Annotated in this window: 13 protein-coding genes; 6 read left to right on the top strand and 7 right to left on the bottom strand. The window is 71.1% G+C overall.

Annotation, left to right across the window (positions count from 1 at the left end; genetic code table 11):
* The coding region (locus AC1DY2_RS06045; protein ID WP_476761598.1) for an alpha/beta fold hydrolase at positions 1-266 on the top strand (266 nt) is incomplete at its 5' end.
* Positions 267-294: 28 nt separating this feature from the next.
* Here the strand turns inward: AC1DY2_RS06045 and hpaD are convergent.
* From hpaD to hpaH, 6 genes are all read right to left on the bottom strand, one after another.
* The gene (gene hpaD, locus AC1DY2_RS06040) at positions 295-1,416 is read right to left on the bottom strand and encodes a 3,4-dihydroxyphenylacetate 2,3-dioxygenase (RefSeq protein WP_476761597.1); all 1,122 of its coding nucleotides are present in this window, start codon (positions 1,414-1,416) and stop codon (positions 295-297) included.
* Between the two features lie 66 nt (positions 1,417-1,482).
* Positions 1,483-2,976, bottom strand: coding sequence for a 5-carboxymethyl-2-hydroxymuconate semialdehyde dehydrogenase (hpaE, locus tag AC1DY2_RS06035; protein WP_476761596.1), 1,494 nt, complete (start codon positions 2,974-2,976; stop codon positions 1,483-1,485).
* 11 nt (positions 2,977-2,987) lie between these two features.
* Positions 2,988-3,692 (bottom strand): GntR family transcriptional regulator, encoded by a 705-nt coding sequence (locus tag AC1DY2_RS06030; protein ID WP_476761595.1) that lies wholly within the window; start codon positions 3,690-3,692, stop codon positions 2,988-2,990.
* Positions 3,682-5,178 (bottom strand): fumarylacetoacetate hydrolase family protein, encoded by a 1,497-nt coding sequence (locus AC1DY2_RS06025; RefSeq protein WP_476761594.1) that lies wholly within the window; start codon positions 5,176-5,178, stop codon positions 3,682-3,684. Before AC1DY2_RS06025 ends, AC1DY2_RS06030 begins: the two co-directional genes overlap by 11 nt.
* Before the next feature lie 65 nt (positions 5,179-5,243).
* Complete coding sequence (locus AC1DY2_RS06020; RefSeq protein ID WP_476761593.1) at positions 5,244-6,065, bottom strand: HpcH/HpaI aldolase family protein; 822 nt, start codon at positions 6,063-6,065, stop codon at positions 5,244-5,246.
* Positions 6,050-6,835, bottom strand: a complete 786-nt coding sequence (gene hpaH, locus AC1DY2_RS06015) for a 2-oxo-hept-4-ene-1,7-dioate hydratase (RefSeq protein ID WP_476761592.1) — start codon at positions 6,833-6,835, stop codon at positions 6,050-6,052. The genes AC1DY2_RS06020 and hpaH overlap by 16 nt, the downstream gene beginning before the upstream one ends.
* 390 nt (positions 6,836-7,225) lie before the next feature.
* On the opposite strand from hpaH, the gene AC1DY2_RS06010 reads away from it, so the two are divergent.
* Entirely contained in the window at positions 7,226-10,039 is a 2,814-nt protein-coding gene (locus tag AC1DY2_RS06010) for a hypothetical protein (protein ID WP_476761591.1), read from the top strand.
* Positions 10,040-10,167: 128 nt separating this feature from the next.
* Here the strand turns inward: AC1DY2_RS06010 and AC1DY2_RS06005 are convergent, their stop codons facing one another.
* Positions 10,168-10,332 (bottom strand): hypothetical protein, encoded by a 165-nt coding sequence (locus AC1DY2_RS06005; RefSeq protein WP_203230729.1) that lies wholly within the window; start codon positions 10,330-10,332, stop codon positions 10,168-10,170.
* A 99-nt stretch (positions 10,333-10,431) separates the two neighbouring features.
* On the opposite strand from AC1DY2_RS06005, the gene AC1DY2_RS06000 reads away from it, so the two are divergent.
* The 4 genes from AC1DY2_RS06000 to AC1DY2_RS05985 all read left to right on the top strand — a co-directional run.
* A complete protein-coding gene (locus AC1DY2_RS06000; RefSeq protein WP_476761590.1) occupies positions 10,432-10,737 on the top strand; it encodes a hypothetical protein in 306 nt (101 codons plus the stop codon).
* A gap of 246 nt (positions 10,738-10,983) precedes the next feature.
* Entirely contained in the window at positions 10,984-12,456 is a 1,473-nt protein-coding gene (locus AC1DY2_RS05995; RefSeq protein WP_476761599.1) for a glyceraldehyde-3-phosphate dehydrogenase, read from the top strand.
* Positions 12,457-12,499: 43 nt separating this feature from the next.
* Entirely contained in the window at positions 12,500-13,675 is a 1,176-nt protein-coding gene (locus tag AC1DY2_RS05990; protein ID WP_476761589.1) for a thiolase family protein, read from the top strand.
* 55 nt (positions 13,676-13,730) lie between these two features.
* Positions 13,731-13,972 (top strand): SDR family NAD(P)-dependent oxidoreductase (locus AC1DY2_RS05985; protein WP_476761588.1); only part of this gene is annotated, 242 nt, incomplete at its 3' end.

Below are 13,972 nucleotides of genomic sequence, written 5' to 3'. Positions count from 1 at the left end.
AGCAGGTGCTGCGGCCCGCGATCGCGGCGGGCGCCGACCGCGAGGCGCTGCTCGCCTGCATCGAAGGCGTCTCGGGCGCGCCCCTGCTCATCCCGGGCGACATCCCGGCGCTCTTCGTCGCCGGCGAGCAGGACCCCGTCCCCGTCGGCGCGCGGGAGCTCGCCCTGGACTGGGGCGCCGACTACGTGTCGGTCCCCGGGCGAGACCACGTGTCGACGCTCACCTCACGGGCCTTCAAGTCGGCGGCGATCGAGTTCCTGGCCTGACGAGTGCGGCCCGGCCGCGGCATCCGGCCTACAGGGTGTTGCCGAGCTTGAAGCCGCGCTCGTCGTCGCCCTTGCGCGTGTACGAGAATCCGTCGGCGCCGATGGTGACCTCCATCTCGGAGTCGTCGGTGCGCGAGGTGAGCGGCTGCGGGTTGCCGTCGAGGTCGAGCACGGTCGACGCCTCGGTGTACCACGAGGGCACGACCGGGTTGCCCCACCAGTCACGGCGCTGATTGTCGTGCACGTCCCAGGTGACGACCGGATTGTCGGGGTCGCCGGTGTAGTAGTCCTGCGTGTAGATCTCGATGCGGTGGCCGTCGGGGTCGCGCAGGTACAGGTAGAACGCGTTCGAGACGCCGTGCCGTCCGGGTCCGCGCTCGATGACGTCCGACATCCGAAGGGCGCCGAGCTTGTCGCAGATCGCGATGATGTTGTGCTTCTCGTGGGTGGCGAACGCGACGTGGTGCATGCGCGGGCCGTCGCCACCGGTCATGGCCGTGTCGTGCACGGTGGGCTTGCGTCGCATCCACGCCGCGTACGTGGTGCCGGCCTCGTCCTGGATGTCCTCGGTCACGCGGAAGCCGAGGTCCTCCATGTACTTCACCGCGCGCGGCACGTCGGGCGTGACCTGGTTGAAGTGGTCGAGCCGCACGATCGCACCCGGCGTGTACAGGTCGTAGCGCCAGGCGAGCCGCTCGACGTGCTGCACGTCGTGGAAGAACTCGTAGGGGAAGCCCAGCGGATCCTCGACGCGCACCGAGTCCCCGATGCCGCGGGTGAACCCCTCGGGTCGGCGCTCGACGCGGCAGCCGAGCTCCTCGTAGAACGCGACGGCGAGATCGAGGTCCTCGGGGGTGCGCACGCGGTAGCTGAAGGCGGCGACCGCGGCGGCGTCGCCCTTGCGGAGCACGAGGTTGTGGTGGATGAACTCCTCGAGTGAGCGCAGGTAGACCGCCTCGTCGTCCTCCTCGGTCACGACGAGCCCGAGCACGTCGACGTAGAACGCGCGGGAGGCCGCGAGGTCGGTGACGACGAGTTCCATGTAGGCGCAGCGCACGATGTCGGGTGGCGTGGCGGTCGGCGTGGGGATGGCGTGCGCGGGTGCCGGGATGGGGTCGGCGTCGGTGACGATGGGTTCTGGGATCTGCATGTCAGCGTCCTTGCTGGAGGGTGCGAATGGTCTGGTCTGGTCTGTTCGGCTTGGCGAGTCGGAGGGTCAGCGGGCGCCGAAGCGGGGCGAGTGGGCCTCGTTCAGCGTGATGTGCACGGCCTGCTGGTCGGTGTAGAAGTCGATGGAGCGGTAGCCGCCCTCGTGTCCGAGCCCCGAGGCCTTCACGCCGCCGAACGGTGTTCGCAGGTCACGCACATTGTTCGAGTTGAGCCACACCATGCCGGCCTCGACGGCCTGTGAGAAGGTGTGGGCGCGCTTGAGGTCGTTCGTCCAGATGTAGGCGGCGAGGCCGTACTTCACGCCGTTCGCGAGGGCGAGCGCCTCGTCGTCAGTGTCGAATGGGGTGATCGCGACGACCGGGCCGAAGATCTCCTCCTGGAAGATGCGGGCGTCGGCTGCGACATCCGCGAACACCGTGGGGGCCACGTAGTTGCCGGTGTCGAGGCCGTCGGGGCGCCCGCCGCCCGCGACGAGGCGGCACTCGCCCTTGCCGATCTCGACGTACGACATGACCTTGTCGTAGTGCTCGGGGTGCACGAGCGACCCGACTTCGGTGGCCGGGTCGTGCGGGTCGCCGACGACGATGTTGCGGGCGCGCTCGGCGTAGCGGGCGACGAAGTCGTCGTAGATCGGCCGCTCGACGAGGATGCGCGATCCCGCGGTGCAGCGCTCGCCGTTGAGCGAGAACACGCCGAACACGGTCGCGTCGAGCGCCTGCTCGAGGTCGGCGTCGGCGAACACCACGGCGGGRCTCTTGCCGCCGAGCTCCATCGAGAGGCCCTTCAGGAACGGTGCGGCGTTGGCGAAGATCAGCTGCCCGGTGCGGCTCTCGCCGGTGAAGGAGATCAGCGGCACATCGGGATGCTTCACGAGCGCGTCGCCCGCCTCCTCGCCGAGCCCGTTCACGAGGTTGAAGACGCCCGTGGGCACCCCCGCCTCGCGGAAGATCTCGGCCCACAGCGAGGCGGAGAGCGGCGTGAACTCCGCCGGCTTGAGCACGACCGTGTTGCCCGTCGCAAGGGCGGGGGCGAGTTTCCACGACTCGAGCATGAACGGCGTGTTCCAGGGCGTGATCAGGCCCGCGACGCCGATGGGCTTGCGGTTCACGTAGTTCACCTGCCGGCCGGGCACCTTGTAGGTGTCGTCGCGCTGCGCCACGATCAGGTCGGCGAAGAACCGGAAGTTCTCGGCCGCCCGCTGCGCCTGCCCGAGCGCCTGCGTGATCGGCAGGCCGGTGTCGAAGGTCTCGAGCTCGGCGAGCCGGGCGTCCTGCGCCTCCACGAGGTCGGCGATGCGGTGCAGGACGCGCGCCCGGGCGCGGGGGAGCATCCGGGGCCACGGCCCGTCGGTGAAGGCGCGGCGCGCGGCGGCGACCGCACGGTCGACGTCGGCCGACTGCCCGGCGGCGGCCTGCACGTAGGTCTCGTTCGTGACCGGGTCGAGCACGTCGAACGTCTCGCCGCCCACCGAGTCGACGAACTCGCCGTCGATGTAGTGCCGGATGCGGTCGGGGAGCCCGTCGGGAATGTGGTGCGTCATCGTGGTCGCTCTCATCGTGCGGCGCCGGCGGCGGCCGCGGCGGTCGGGTGGTTCGGGGACAGGTGGGCGTGGCTCGCCTGGTAGGCCAGCACGGCGTCGAGGGTCGCGGTGCGGTGGCGTCGCGCGGTCAGCTCGATCTCGACCGGGTCGGCGCCCTGCTCGATGAGGTCGACGATGCGGTCGTGCTCGGCGACCGAGTCGCGGGCGCGGCCGGGTACGAAGCTGAACGACGAGTCGCGCAGCATCCGCATCCGGTTCCAGCCGCGATGCACGAGGTCGAGCACGTGCGGGTTCGGGCACTCCTCGAACAGCACGGCGTGGAACTCGAGGTTGAGCTCCGTGAAGCGGTGCGGGTCGAAGTCGTCGAGGGTGCGCCGCATCCGCTCGTTGATCTCGCGCGCCCGGCGCAGGTGGTCGGGCGTCAGGTGCGGGGCCGACAACGCGGTGGCGGCGCCCTCGACGATCGCGAGGGTCTGCATGGTGTGCAGGTACTCGGTCTCCTTGATGAGCGCGACCTGCGCGCCCACGTTGCGCTCGAAGGTGACGAGCCCCTCGGCCTCGAGACGGCGGATCGCCTCGCGCACCGGCACCACCGACACGTCGAGCTCTCTGGCGATCTGGCCGAGCACGAGCCGGTACCCGGGAACGTAGCGCCCGTCGTCGATGCGCTCGCGGATGAACCCGTAGGCGAGTTGCGATTTGCTCTCAGCGGTCAACGGGGCCCCCGGGTTCGCGCTCCGCCTCGTAGCGGGCGCGCCATTCGTCGTTCATGGGGAACAGGCCGTCGACGGATGCCCCGGCCGCGACCTGTGCGGCCACCCACTCGTCCTCCGCCTCCTGGGCTGCCGCCTCGCGGGCCACGTCCCAGGCGAGCGAGGGCGGGATGACGATGACGCCGTCGCCGTCGCCCACGACGACGTCGCCGGGCTCGACGGCCGCGCCGCCGCATGAGACGGCGACGTCGACCKCCCACGGCACATGGCGGCGCCCGAGCACCGACGGGTGCGGCCCCTGCGAGAAGGTCGGGATGTCCATGGCGGCGACCACCTCGAAGTCACGGGTGCCGCCGTCGGTGACGATGCCGGCCGCGCCGCGCACCTGCGCCCGCAGGGCGAGCACGTCGCCGACCGTGCCGGTGCCGCGCTCGCCGCGGGCATCGATGACGATGACCTCGCCGGGCTCGACCGTGTCGAACGCGAGCTTCTGCGCGTTGTATCCGCCGCCCCTGCGGGCGAACAGGTCGGGACGGAACGGGATGAACCGCAGGGTGCGGGCGCGTCCGACGACGCGTGCTCCGGGGCGGTTGGCGCGCACCCCCTCGAGGAAGACGTCGGTGTAGCCGCGCTTGCGCAGCTGCACGCTGAGGGTCGCCACGCCGACGGACCCGAGCAGCTCGCGCAGCTCGTCGGTGAGTTCGAACGGCGGTGCAGCGGCATCCGGAACCGGAACGGCGGGGGCGATGCCCGCCGCCTGCGCGTCGCCCCACGCCTCGATCCGCTGGCGGTCGTCGACGGCGGGCGCGGAGCCGAAGTCGGCGAACGGCGTGGTGCCCTCGGTGATCGTCGTGCGGAGGCGTCCGGAGCTCGGGGCGCCGGGCGCCAGCGGTGCGTCGACCTCGACCTCCACCACGTCGCCGGGCACGACGACCGAGGATCCCGCGGGCGTGCCGGTGAGGATGACGTCGCCCGTCTCGAGCGTCATGAGCTGCGAGAGGTCGGCGACGAGGCGGCCGAACGGGAACAACAGCGTGTCGGTGGTGTCCTCCTGCACGAGGGCGCCGTTCACCCAGGTGCGCACGCGCAGGGCGTCGGGGGCGACGGATGCCGCGTCGATGAGGTCGGGGCCGAGGGGCGTGAACCCGTCGCCGCCCTTCGAGCGCACGTTCGACCCCTTGTCTGCGGCGCGCAGGTCGTAGAGCCCGAAGTCGTTGGCGGCGGTGACGGCCGCCACGTGTCGCCAGCCGTCGTCGGGGGAGACCCGGCGCGCGGGCTCGCCGATGACGAGCGCGACCTCACCCTCGAAGGCGAGGAGCTCGGTGCCCGCGGGGCGTTCCAGCACGTCGCCGGATGCCGCGACCGACGAGGACGGCTTCAGGAAGTAGCTCGGCTGCTCGGGGGTGCGACCGCGCTGCGCCGCGCGCGACGGGTAGTTGAGGTGCACGGCGATGATCTTGCCGGGGGTGGCGATGCCGGAGCTGCGCATGGACGTCCTCGTCTGTTGGTATCTCAAATAATATACGATCCGTGGAGCGGTCGGAGCGAATCCGCTCAGTAGCCGGCGCGCGGTGCCTCGGTCGGCGTCTCCGACGTGTCAGGGATGAACCGGGCCGCGAGGGCCTCGGAGGCGCGCGCCAGCAACGCGACATCCGCGCCGACGAGCACGAACGCCGCGCCGGCAGCGAGGTAGCGGTCGGCCGCCGTGGGGTCGAACGCGTTCACGCCGCAGGGCTTGCCCGCATCGACCGCCGCGCGGATCGAGCGCAGCACGCCGTCGACGACCTCCGCGTGCTCCTGCTGCCCGAGTCGTCCCATCGAGGCGGCGAGGTCGGCGGGGCCGACGAGGATCCCGTCGACGCCGTCGACCGCGACGATCTCGGCCACGTGCTCGACGGCGGCCCGCGATTCCACCTGCACGAACAGCGAGATCGTGCTCGAGGCATCCGCGAGGTAGCCGGGCACCCGGTTCCACCGCGACGACCTGGCCAGCGCACTGCCCACGCCGCGGACGCCGAGGGGCGGGTACCGCACGGCACGCACGACCTCGGCGGCCTGCTCGGCGGAGTCCACCATCGGCACGAGGAGGTTCTGCACGCCGAGGTCGAGGTACTGCTTGATGACGACCGTGTCGCCGAACGGTGGGCGCACGAGCGGCGCGACGGGATAGGCGGCCACCGCGTGCAGCTGGGCGATGATCGACTCCGGGCCGTTGGGGGAGTGCTCGGCGTCGATGAGCACGACGTCGAGGCCGCTGCCGGCGGCGATCTCGGCGTTCAGCGAGCTGCCCGAGCACACCCACATGCCCACGAGCGGCCGGTCGGATGCCGCGAGCCGGGCGGCGAGCGTGGGCGGAAGGGTCATTCGAACCGGCATGTCACCGTTCCCAACTCGCGGTAGTCCGCGTGCACCGTGTCGCCGCGCCGTACCCACATCGGGCGCGTGAACGACCCGGCGAGGATGATCTCGCCGGCCTCGAGCGCCTGGCCGTGCTGCGCCAGCTTGTTCGCGAGCCACGCGACCCCCATGGCCGGATGGCCGAGGACCGCCGCCGCGACGCCCGACTCCTCGATCACCTGGTTGCGGGAGAGGAGCGCGGAGACCCACCGCAGGTCGACGGCGTCGGGCTTCACCGGGCGGCCGCCGACGACCATGGCGCCCATGGCGGCGTTGTCGGAGATGGTGTCGACGATCGTGCGGCCCTCGAGCGCGATGTGGGAGTTGAGGATCTCGAGGGCGGGCGCGACGTAGGCGGTGGCGTCGAGCACGTCGAAGACGGTCGTGTGCGGCCCCTCGAGCCGGTCGCGGAGCACGAACGCCAGCTCGACCTCGATGCGCACGTTGGAGAAGCGGTCGAACTCGACGGATGCCCCGGACTCGAGGACCATGTCGTCGAAGATCACGCCGTAGTCGGGCTCGGTGATGCCGGTCGCGGCCTGCATCACCTTGGAGGTGAGGCCGATCTTGCGGCCGACGAGCCGACGGCCCGAGGCGATGCCGCGGTCGGCCCACTCGCGCTGCACGGCGTAGGCGTCGTCGACGGTCATGCCGGGATGGCGGGCGGTCAGGAGCGGCACCGTGCTGCCCGCACGATCGGCGTCCGCCAGTTCATCGGCGATCGCCGCGATCTGCAAGGGGTCGAGCACGTGCGCTCCACTTCGTCGTCGGATGCTGGTGCGATCGTATACGATCCGGCCGGATCCGCGCCAACACTGGGATCGCGGGGAAGCCCTTTCCCGACGCGCCGCGACGCGCAGAAATTCGCTTGACCCTTCTTCGATGTGAACGGTAACATCGCCCCTGTTCGGGGGACAGACGTCAGCTCACGGTGCAGATCGCATCGCTCTCGAGCTTTTTCCACCACGCAAGGAAGCGTTGCTTCAGCGCGCCCGGAAACGGGTGCGTCAGCACGATACGAAGGGGTATGAGGGGTGCAGGAACACGAAAGAACACGCCGGTCGGGGACTCGGCTGAATCCGTCCCGCGGGGATGCCGCTGCTCGCTGGTCGCGAAGCGCGGCCACCATCGTGAGCGCGATGGTCATCTCGGGACTCGCGCTCTCGGGCGCGCCGGCCGCGTCGGCGGCCGAGGCCGACGACTCCGCGGGCCAGGTCRCAGCGCCGCCGGCGACCACGGCGACCATCACCGTCGACGGGTCGAGCGAGGGTCGCATCTTCGACGGCATCGGAGCGATCTCGGGCGGCGGCGCGACCTCGCGGCTGCTGCTCGACTACCCGGAGCCGGAGCGAGACGAGGTGCTCGACTACCTCTTCAAGCCGGGCTACGGGGCCTCGTTGCAGCTGCTGAAGGTCGAGATCGGCGGCGACACCAACACCACCGACGGCTCGGAGTCGAGCCATGCCCACGTCCAAGGAGAGGTGAACTGCGCCGCGGGCTACGAGTGGTGGCTCATGCAGGAAGCCGTCGAGCGCAACCCGGACATCACGCTCGGTGCCCTGGCCTGGGGCGCTCCGGGGTGGCTCGGCGACGGCGAGTACTTCTCGCACGACACGATCGACTACTTCATCGACTGGCTCGACTGCGCGAAGGGCCACGGCCTGACCATCGACAACATGGGGGTGCGCAACGAGCGGGAGTACGAGTCGGCCTGGGTCAAGGAGTACCGTGCCGCCCTCGACGCCGCCGGCTACGAGGACGTGCGCATCATCGCCTCCGATGAGGCGGCGAGGAAGGGGGAGTGGCCGATCGCCGTCGACATGGCGAACGACCCCGAGCTCTTCGACGCCGTCGACCTGCTCGGCAACCATTACTCGACGGGACCCAGCTCGGCGACCGCGCAGTCGCTCGGCAAGCCGCTCTGGATCTCCGAGGGCGGCCCGTGGTCGGCCGAGTGGGGCGCCGGCGGCTCGGCGAAGTCGATTCCCTCGCTGCTGAACCACGCCTACATCCAGGGCCGCATCACGGGCGTCGAGATCTGGAACCTGCTCACCGCCTACTACGACGGCCTCAGCATCTCCGACGCCGGGCTCATGCGGGCGAACACCCCGTGGTCGGGTGACTACCAGGTGCAGTCGGCGATCTGGGCGGTGGCCCACACGACCCAGTTCACCGAGCCGGGCTGGCAGTACCTCGACGAGGCGTCCGGATACTTCGATCCCGCCTCACCGGCGCAGGGCAGCTTCGTGACCCTGAAGTCGCCGAGTGGCGGCGACTGGAGCACCGTCATCGAGAACATCGGCACCTCGGAGGCGCGCAGCGTCACGCTGTCCGTCAGCGACGACCTGAAGGCCGGCGACCTCCACGTCTGGCAGACGACGGCCGACGACTGGTTCGCGCCTCAGGCTGACCTCGCGCCGGCCACCGACGGCACCTATACGCTCACGGTTCCCGCGAACTCGGCCGTGACGGTCACGACCACGACCGGGCAGGGTCACGGCGATGCAGTCGGCCAGCCGCAGTCCGCATTCCCGTTCCCCTATCGCGACAGCCTCGCCGACGGCGGGGCCAGCGGGCAGACGCGGTACTTCTCGCAGATGGAGGGTGCCTACGAGGAGCGTGCGTGCGAGGGCGACCGCGAGGGCACGTGCCTCACACAGGTCTCGATGCAGCCTGCGATCTCATGGGCTGCGTGGAAGAGGCCGGCGGGCATCCTCGGCGACCTCGACTGGAGCGACTACCGCGCCACCGTCCAGGCGTTCGTGCCCGACGGTGGGACGGCGCAGGTGCTCGGACGCGTCTCGAACGACGCGATGCAGCCGGTCCCGAACGGGTACGGCCTCAGCCTCGCCTCCGACGGGACCTGGTCGCTGAGCCGCGCAGTGCCGGGCGGACGGTCGTCGCTCGAGCTCGCCACCGGCAAGCTCGACGGCTCGGGCGCCGGCTGGCATGAGCTCTCGCTCACCTTCGATGACGACGTGATCACCGGCGAGATCGACGACACGCAGGTCACCGGGGTGACGGATGCCACGTGGATCGCCGGCATGGTCGGCCTCTCGGGCGACTACTCGGCGACCCAGTTCGCCGACCTCGCGGTGGAGCCGCTCGACCCGATCCTCACGATCGACGACGCGGCGACGACGATCACGTACGACGGCGGGTGGCAGCACTGCTCGGCCGGCGCCGGCCGCCATGACGGATGCTCCGGGTTCACGGTGCCGCAGGTCGACGGCGCGGGCGACGGCACGATCGCCGGCAGCAACCGGGCCGGCGACGCGATCACCGTCGACTTCGACGGCACGCAGGCGACTCTTGTCGGCGTCGGTGGACCGCGTGGCGGAGCGGCGACGGCCTCGATCGACGGCAACGAGCCCGTTGCGCTGTCCTTCCAGAAGCAGGGCAGGGGCGGCGAGGTGGTCTGGCGGACGCCGGTGCTGATCGACGGGCCGCACACGCTCCGTCTCGAGGTGACCTCCGACGACCCCGGAAATCGCGGGTGGGTCGGGCTCGACCGCGTCGAGGTCGTCCAGGCGCGCGGAGGCGCGAGTTCCGTCGACGACCAGTCCGAGGGTTCGGGCGGTGGCCGGCTGGACTACCGCGGAAGCGGCTGGCTCAGCTGCCCCGGCTGCATCAACCGCACGGGCCTCTACCACTCGTCCGTCACGTCCACGTCCGTGGCTGGCGACTCGGTCGATTTCCGGTTCGCCGGGTCGTCGGTGGAGCTCTACGGCCTTCGGGCGTCCAACCAGGGCATCGCCACGGTGCTGATCGATGGGGTCGAGGTCGGCAGCGCCGACTTCTACGGCAAGGTCCGGGTCGGCAACCAGCTGATCTGGACGAGCCCTGCACTCGCGCCGGGCGAGCACGTGCTGTCCTTGGTGGCCACCGGCAGCGGCAACGAGCAGGCCTCGGGCGCCGATATCAACGTCGATCGCCTCCTGGTGCGGCCGTGATCACACGGGTGTCGGGGTGCGCGTGACGCGTCCCGGCACCCGTGTCGCCGCGCAAACACGCAGCAGCGCCCGGAACGAGACGTCGTACACGTCTCGCCCGGGCGCTGTCGCGTTCGGGGCCGGCGGGATCAGACCCGGCGGCTGCCCGTCATCATGCGCACCAGCCACACGATCACGGCGATCACGAGCAGGACGATGCCGACCCAGAGCAGGAAGTTCAGGGACTGCACGAACCCGCCGGTGAGCAGCAGGATGATGGCGATGATGGCGACGATGATCAGCAGGATGTTCATGCCGATCACTCGACCACATCCGCAGGATTGTTGTCGAGGGCTTCCGTTGCGGCGCAGATTGTGCCATGCGTCAGCGAACGGGCAGGCAGAATGGGTCGGGTGAAGACGATCCAGCTGCGCCGGTACACGCTCGTCGACGGAGAGTACGACGCGTTCGTCGAGTGGTGGCGTGGGGCGATGCCCGCCGTGCGGCCGCCCGCCGGGTTCACGATCGAGTTCGCCTACGGCGTGCGCGAGTCCAACGAGTTCGTGTGGGCGGTGAGCGCCGCGGGTGACCGCGAGGAGTTCGGCCGGCTCGAGCAGGCCTACCTGGCGTCGGATGCCCGCGCCGCGGTGTTCGACGGGGTGCCGCAGCGGGTCGCGGTCTACGACATCCGGTTCGTCGACGACGCGCCGGCCGGCTGACGCGACGCCGCGTCGTGTACGCGTGCGTGTGCACGCCACGGTGTACAGGGACCGCACGCTCGCGGCCGCATAGACTCGAGGGCATCCCCCGGAAGACACGTGGTCGACGCTGCCCACCGGCAGGCGCGGCCCGAGCATGACACGGCGACGTCGCCCACCTGCGCGCGCCCGAGAAGGAACACCGTGAGCCACGACTTCGACGCCCGACGTGCGGAATGGATCGCCCGAGAGGAGCTCGCCGAGCGGATGATCCCGCTCATCGGCGGCCTCTACCGCGAGCACGGGGTGGTGACCTCGATCCACGGTCGCCGGCTCATCAACCGGTCGGCCATCGCGCTCGTCAAGGCGCACCGCTTCGCGCGCCAGGCCGGCGACGAGGAGCTCTCGCTCGTCGACACGATGCGCGTGCTCGAGGCGCTCCGCGAGTTGCGGCCGCGTGCGGCATCCGTCGACGTCGCGCGCCTCGTCTCGCGCCACCGGGAGTCCGGTGCCGAGGGCGAGCGGATGCCGCTGGCCGACTTCCTGCGCGCCGAGCTCGCTCCCGTGCTCGGTGCCGTCACCGCCGCCGACGCCGCGCCCGTGGCATCCGGCGCCGACGTCGTGCTGTATGGGTTCGGCCGCATCGGACGGCTGCTCGCCCGCATCCTCATCGCGCACACCGGCGGCGGCCAGGGGCTGCGGCTGCGGGCGATCGTCGTGCGCAAGGGCTCGGCGAACGACCTCGTGAAGCGCGCGAGCCTGCTGCGCCGCGACTCGGTGCACGGCCCGTTCGCCGGCACGATCGAGGTCGACGAGGAGGCGAACACGATCCTCGCGAACGGCACGCTCATCCAGGTGATCTATGCGAACGACCCGGCCTCGATCGACTACACGGCCTACGGCATCCACGACGCGATCGTCGTCGACAACACCGGGCGCTGGCGCGACGAGGAGGGGCTCGCGCAGCACCTGCGCTCGACCGGCGTCGCGCGGGTGCTGCTCACCGCGCCGGGCAAGGGCGCGATCAAGAACATCGTGCACGGCATCAACCATGACGACATCGCGGCATCCGACCGCATCCTCTCCGCCGCCTCGTGCACCACGAACGCCATCACCCCCGTGCTGAAGGCCGTCGACGACGCCTACGGGGTGGTGCGCGGCCACGTCGAGACCGTGCACTCGTTCACGAACGACCAGAACCTCATCGACAACTTCCACTCGGGCGACCGCCGGGGCCGCTCGGCGGCGCTCAACATGGTCATCACCGAGACCGGCGCGGCGAAGGCCGTGGCCAAGGCCCTGCCGGGCTTCGCCGGCAAGCTCACCGGCAGCGCCATCCGGGTGCCCACGCCCGACGTGTCCCTCGCGATCCTCAACCTGCAACTGGAGCGCCCGGCGTCGAAGGCCGAGCTCAACCGGTACCTCCGGCAGGTGTCGCTCACGTCGCCGCTGCGCCAGCAGGTCGACTACATCGAGTCGCCCGAGGTGGTCTCCACCGATTTCGTCGGCTCCAACCGTGCCGGCATCGTCGACGGGCTCGCCACGATCGCAGACGGCACCGACGCGATACTCTACGTCTGGTACGACAACGAGTACGGCTACTCCTGCCAGGTCGTGCGCGTGATCGAGGCGATGGCCGGCACGCACCCGCTCGTGCTCCCCGAACGCCGGCCCGTGGTGCTCGAACGCGAGCTCGCGGCATCCGTCGGCTCGGTCGGCTCGGTCGCCCACGCCGGCTGAGCGCGGCGGGCCGGCCGCCTCGCAACCGTCCTAGGCTGGAAGCATGAGCACCGAAGCCGTCATCGTCGACGTCATCCGCACGCCCGTCGGGCGCGGCAAGCCCGGCGGCATCCTGTCGGGCGTGCATCCCGTCGACCTGCTCGCCGGCGTGCTCGACGCGCTGGTGGCCCGCAACGACCTCGATCCGGCTCTCATCGACGACGTGATCGGCGGATGCGTCAGCCAGATCGGCGAGCAGAGCTACAACATCACCCGCAACGCCGTGCTCGCGGCGGGCTTCCCCGAGACGGTGCCCGGCACCACGATCGACCGGCAGTGCGGGTCGAGCCAGCAGGCCGCGACCTTCGCCGCGCAGGCGGTGCTCGCCGGGCAGGCCGACATCGTCATCGCGTGCGGTGTCGAGTCGATGAGCCGGGTGCCGCTCGGCTCGAGCGCCGCGGGCGCCGACCCGTACGGCTCCCGGCTCCGCACGCGGTACCCCGAGGGACTCGTGAACCAGGGCGTGTCGGCCGAGCTCATCGCCGCGAAGTGGGGCTTGTCGCGCGAGGAGCTCGACGCGTTCGCGGCCCGGTCGCACCGTCTCGCGGCCGAGGCGGGGGAGTCGGGCGCGTTCGCGACCGAGGTCGTGCCCGTGCCCGGAGTGGATGCACTCGCCGACGAGACCGTGCGACCCGGCACCTCGGTCGAGTCGCTCGCGGGCCTCAATCCCGCGTTCCACAGCGATCGGCTCGCCGAGCGGTTCCCCGAGCTCGACTGGCGGATCACGCCGGGCAACTCGTCGCCCCTCACCGACGGCGCGTCGGCCGCGCTCATCATGAGCGCCGAGGCGGCCGAGCAGCTGGGGCTCGAGCCGCGCGCGCGATTCCGCGCGTTCTCGGTGGTCGGCAGCGATCCGCTGTACATGCTCACCGGCGTCATCCCGGCAACCGAGCGAGTGCTCGAGCGCGCCGGACTGGTGCACGCCGACATCGACGCCTACGAGGTCAACGAGGCGTTCGCGTCGGTGCCGCTCGCGTGGCTCCGCGAGACCGGGGCGGATGCCGCGAAGCTCAACCCGCGCGGCGGCGCGATCGCCCTCGGGCACGCCCTCGGCTCGTCGGGCACGCGCCTGCTCACAACCCTCGTCAACCAGCTCGAGGCGACGGGCGGGCGCCTTGGCCTGCAGACGATGTGCGAGGGCGGCGGCATGGCCAACGCGACGATCATCGAGCGGATCTGACGCCCCACCCCTCAGTCCCGGCCCGCTGGCCGAGGTCTCCACGAAAGGACACCACATGGAACTCGACGGCGCCTCCGCGATCGTCACCGGCGGAGCATCCGGCCTCGGACGCGCCACCGCCCGCGCTCTCGTCGAGGGCGGCGCCTCCGTCGTCCTGGTCGACCTGCCCGGCCCACGCGGCGAGGAGGCCGCGGCCGAGCTCGGCGACCGTGCCCGCTTCGTGGCGGCGGATGTCGCGAACGAGGCCGAGGTGCAGGCCGCCGTCGACGCGGCATCCGCCCTCGCACCGCTGCGGGT

This window comes from Agromyces sp. P1_H4 (assembly GCF_056405255.1).
Note: the sequence above shows the minus strand (reverse complement) of the source record. Positions and strands in the feature narration are given on the sequence as shown.

What these genes read in the sequence shown, in the direction of transcription:
- hpaD (WP_476761597.1), bottom strand. Translation starts at nt 1,416, where the DNA reads ATGCAGATCCCAGAACCCATCGTCACCGACGCCGACCCCATCCCGGCA.
- AC1DY2_RS06020 (WP_476761593.1), bottom strand. Translation starts at nt 6,065, where the DNA reads ATGCCGGTTCGAATGACCCTTCCGCCCACGCTCGCCGCCCGGCTCGCG.
- AC1DY2_RS06005 (WP_203230729.1), bottom strand. Translation starts at nt 10,332, where the DNA reads ATGAACATCCTGCTGATCATCGTCGCCATCATCGCCATCATCCTGCTG.
- AC1DY2_RS05995 (WP_476761599.1), top strand. Translation starts at nt 10,984, where the DNA reads ATGATCCCGCTCATCGGCGGCCTCTACCGCGAGCACGGGGTGGTGACC.
- AC1DY2_RS05990 (WP_476761589.1), top strand. Translation starts at nt 12,500, where the DNA reads ATGAGCACCGAAGCCGTCATCGTCGACGTCATCCGCACGCCCGTCGGG.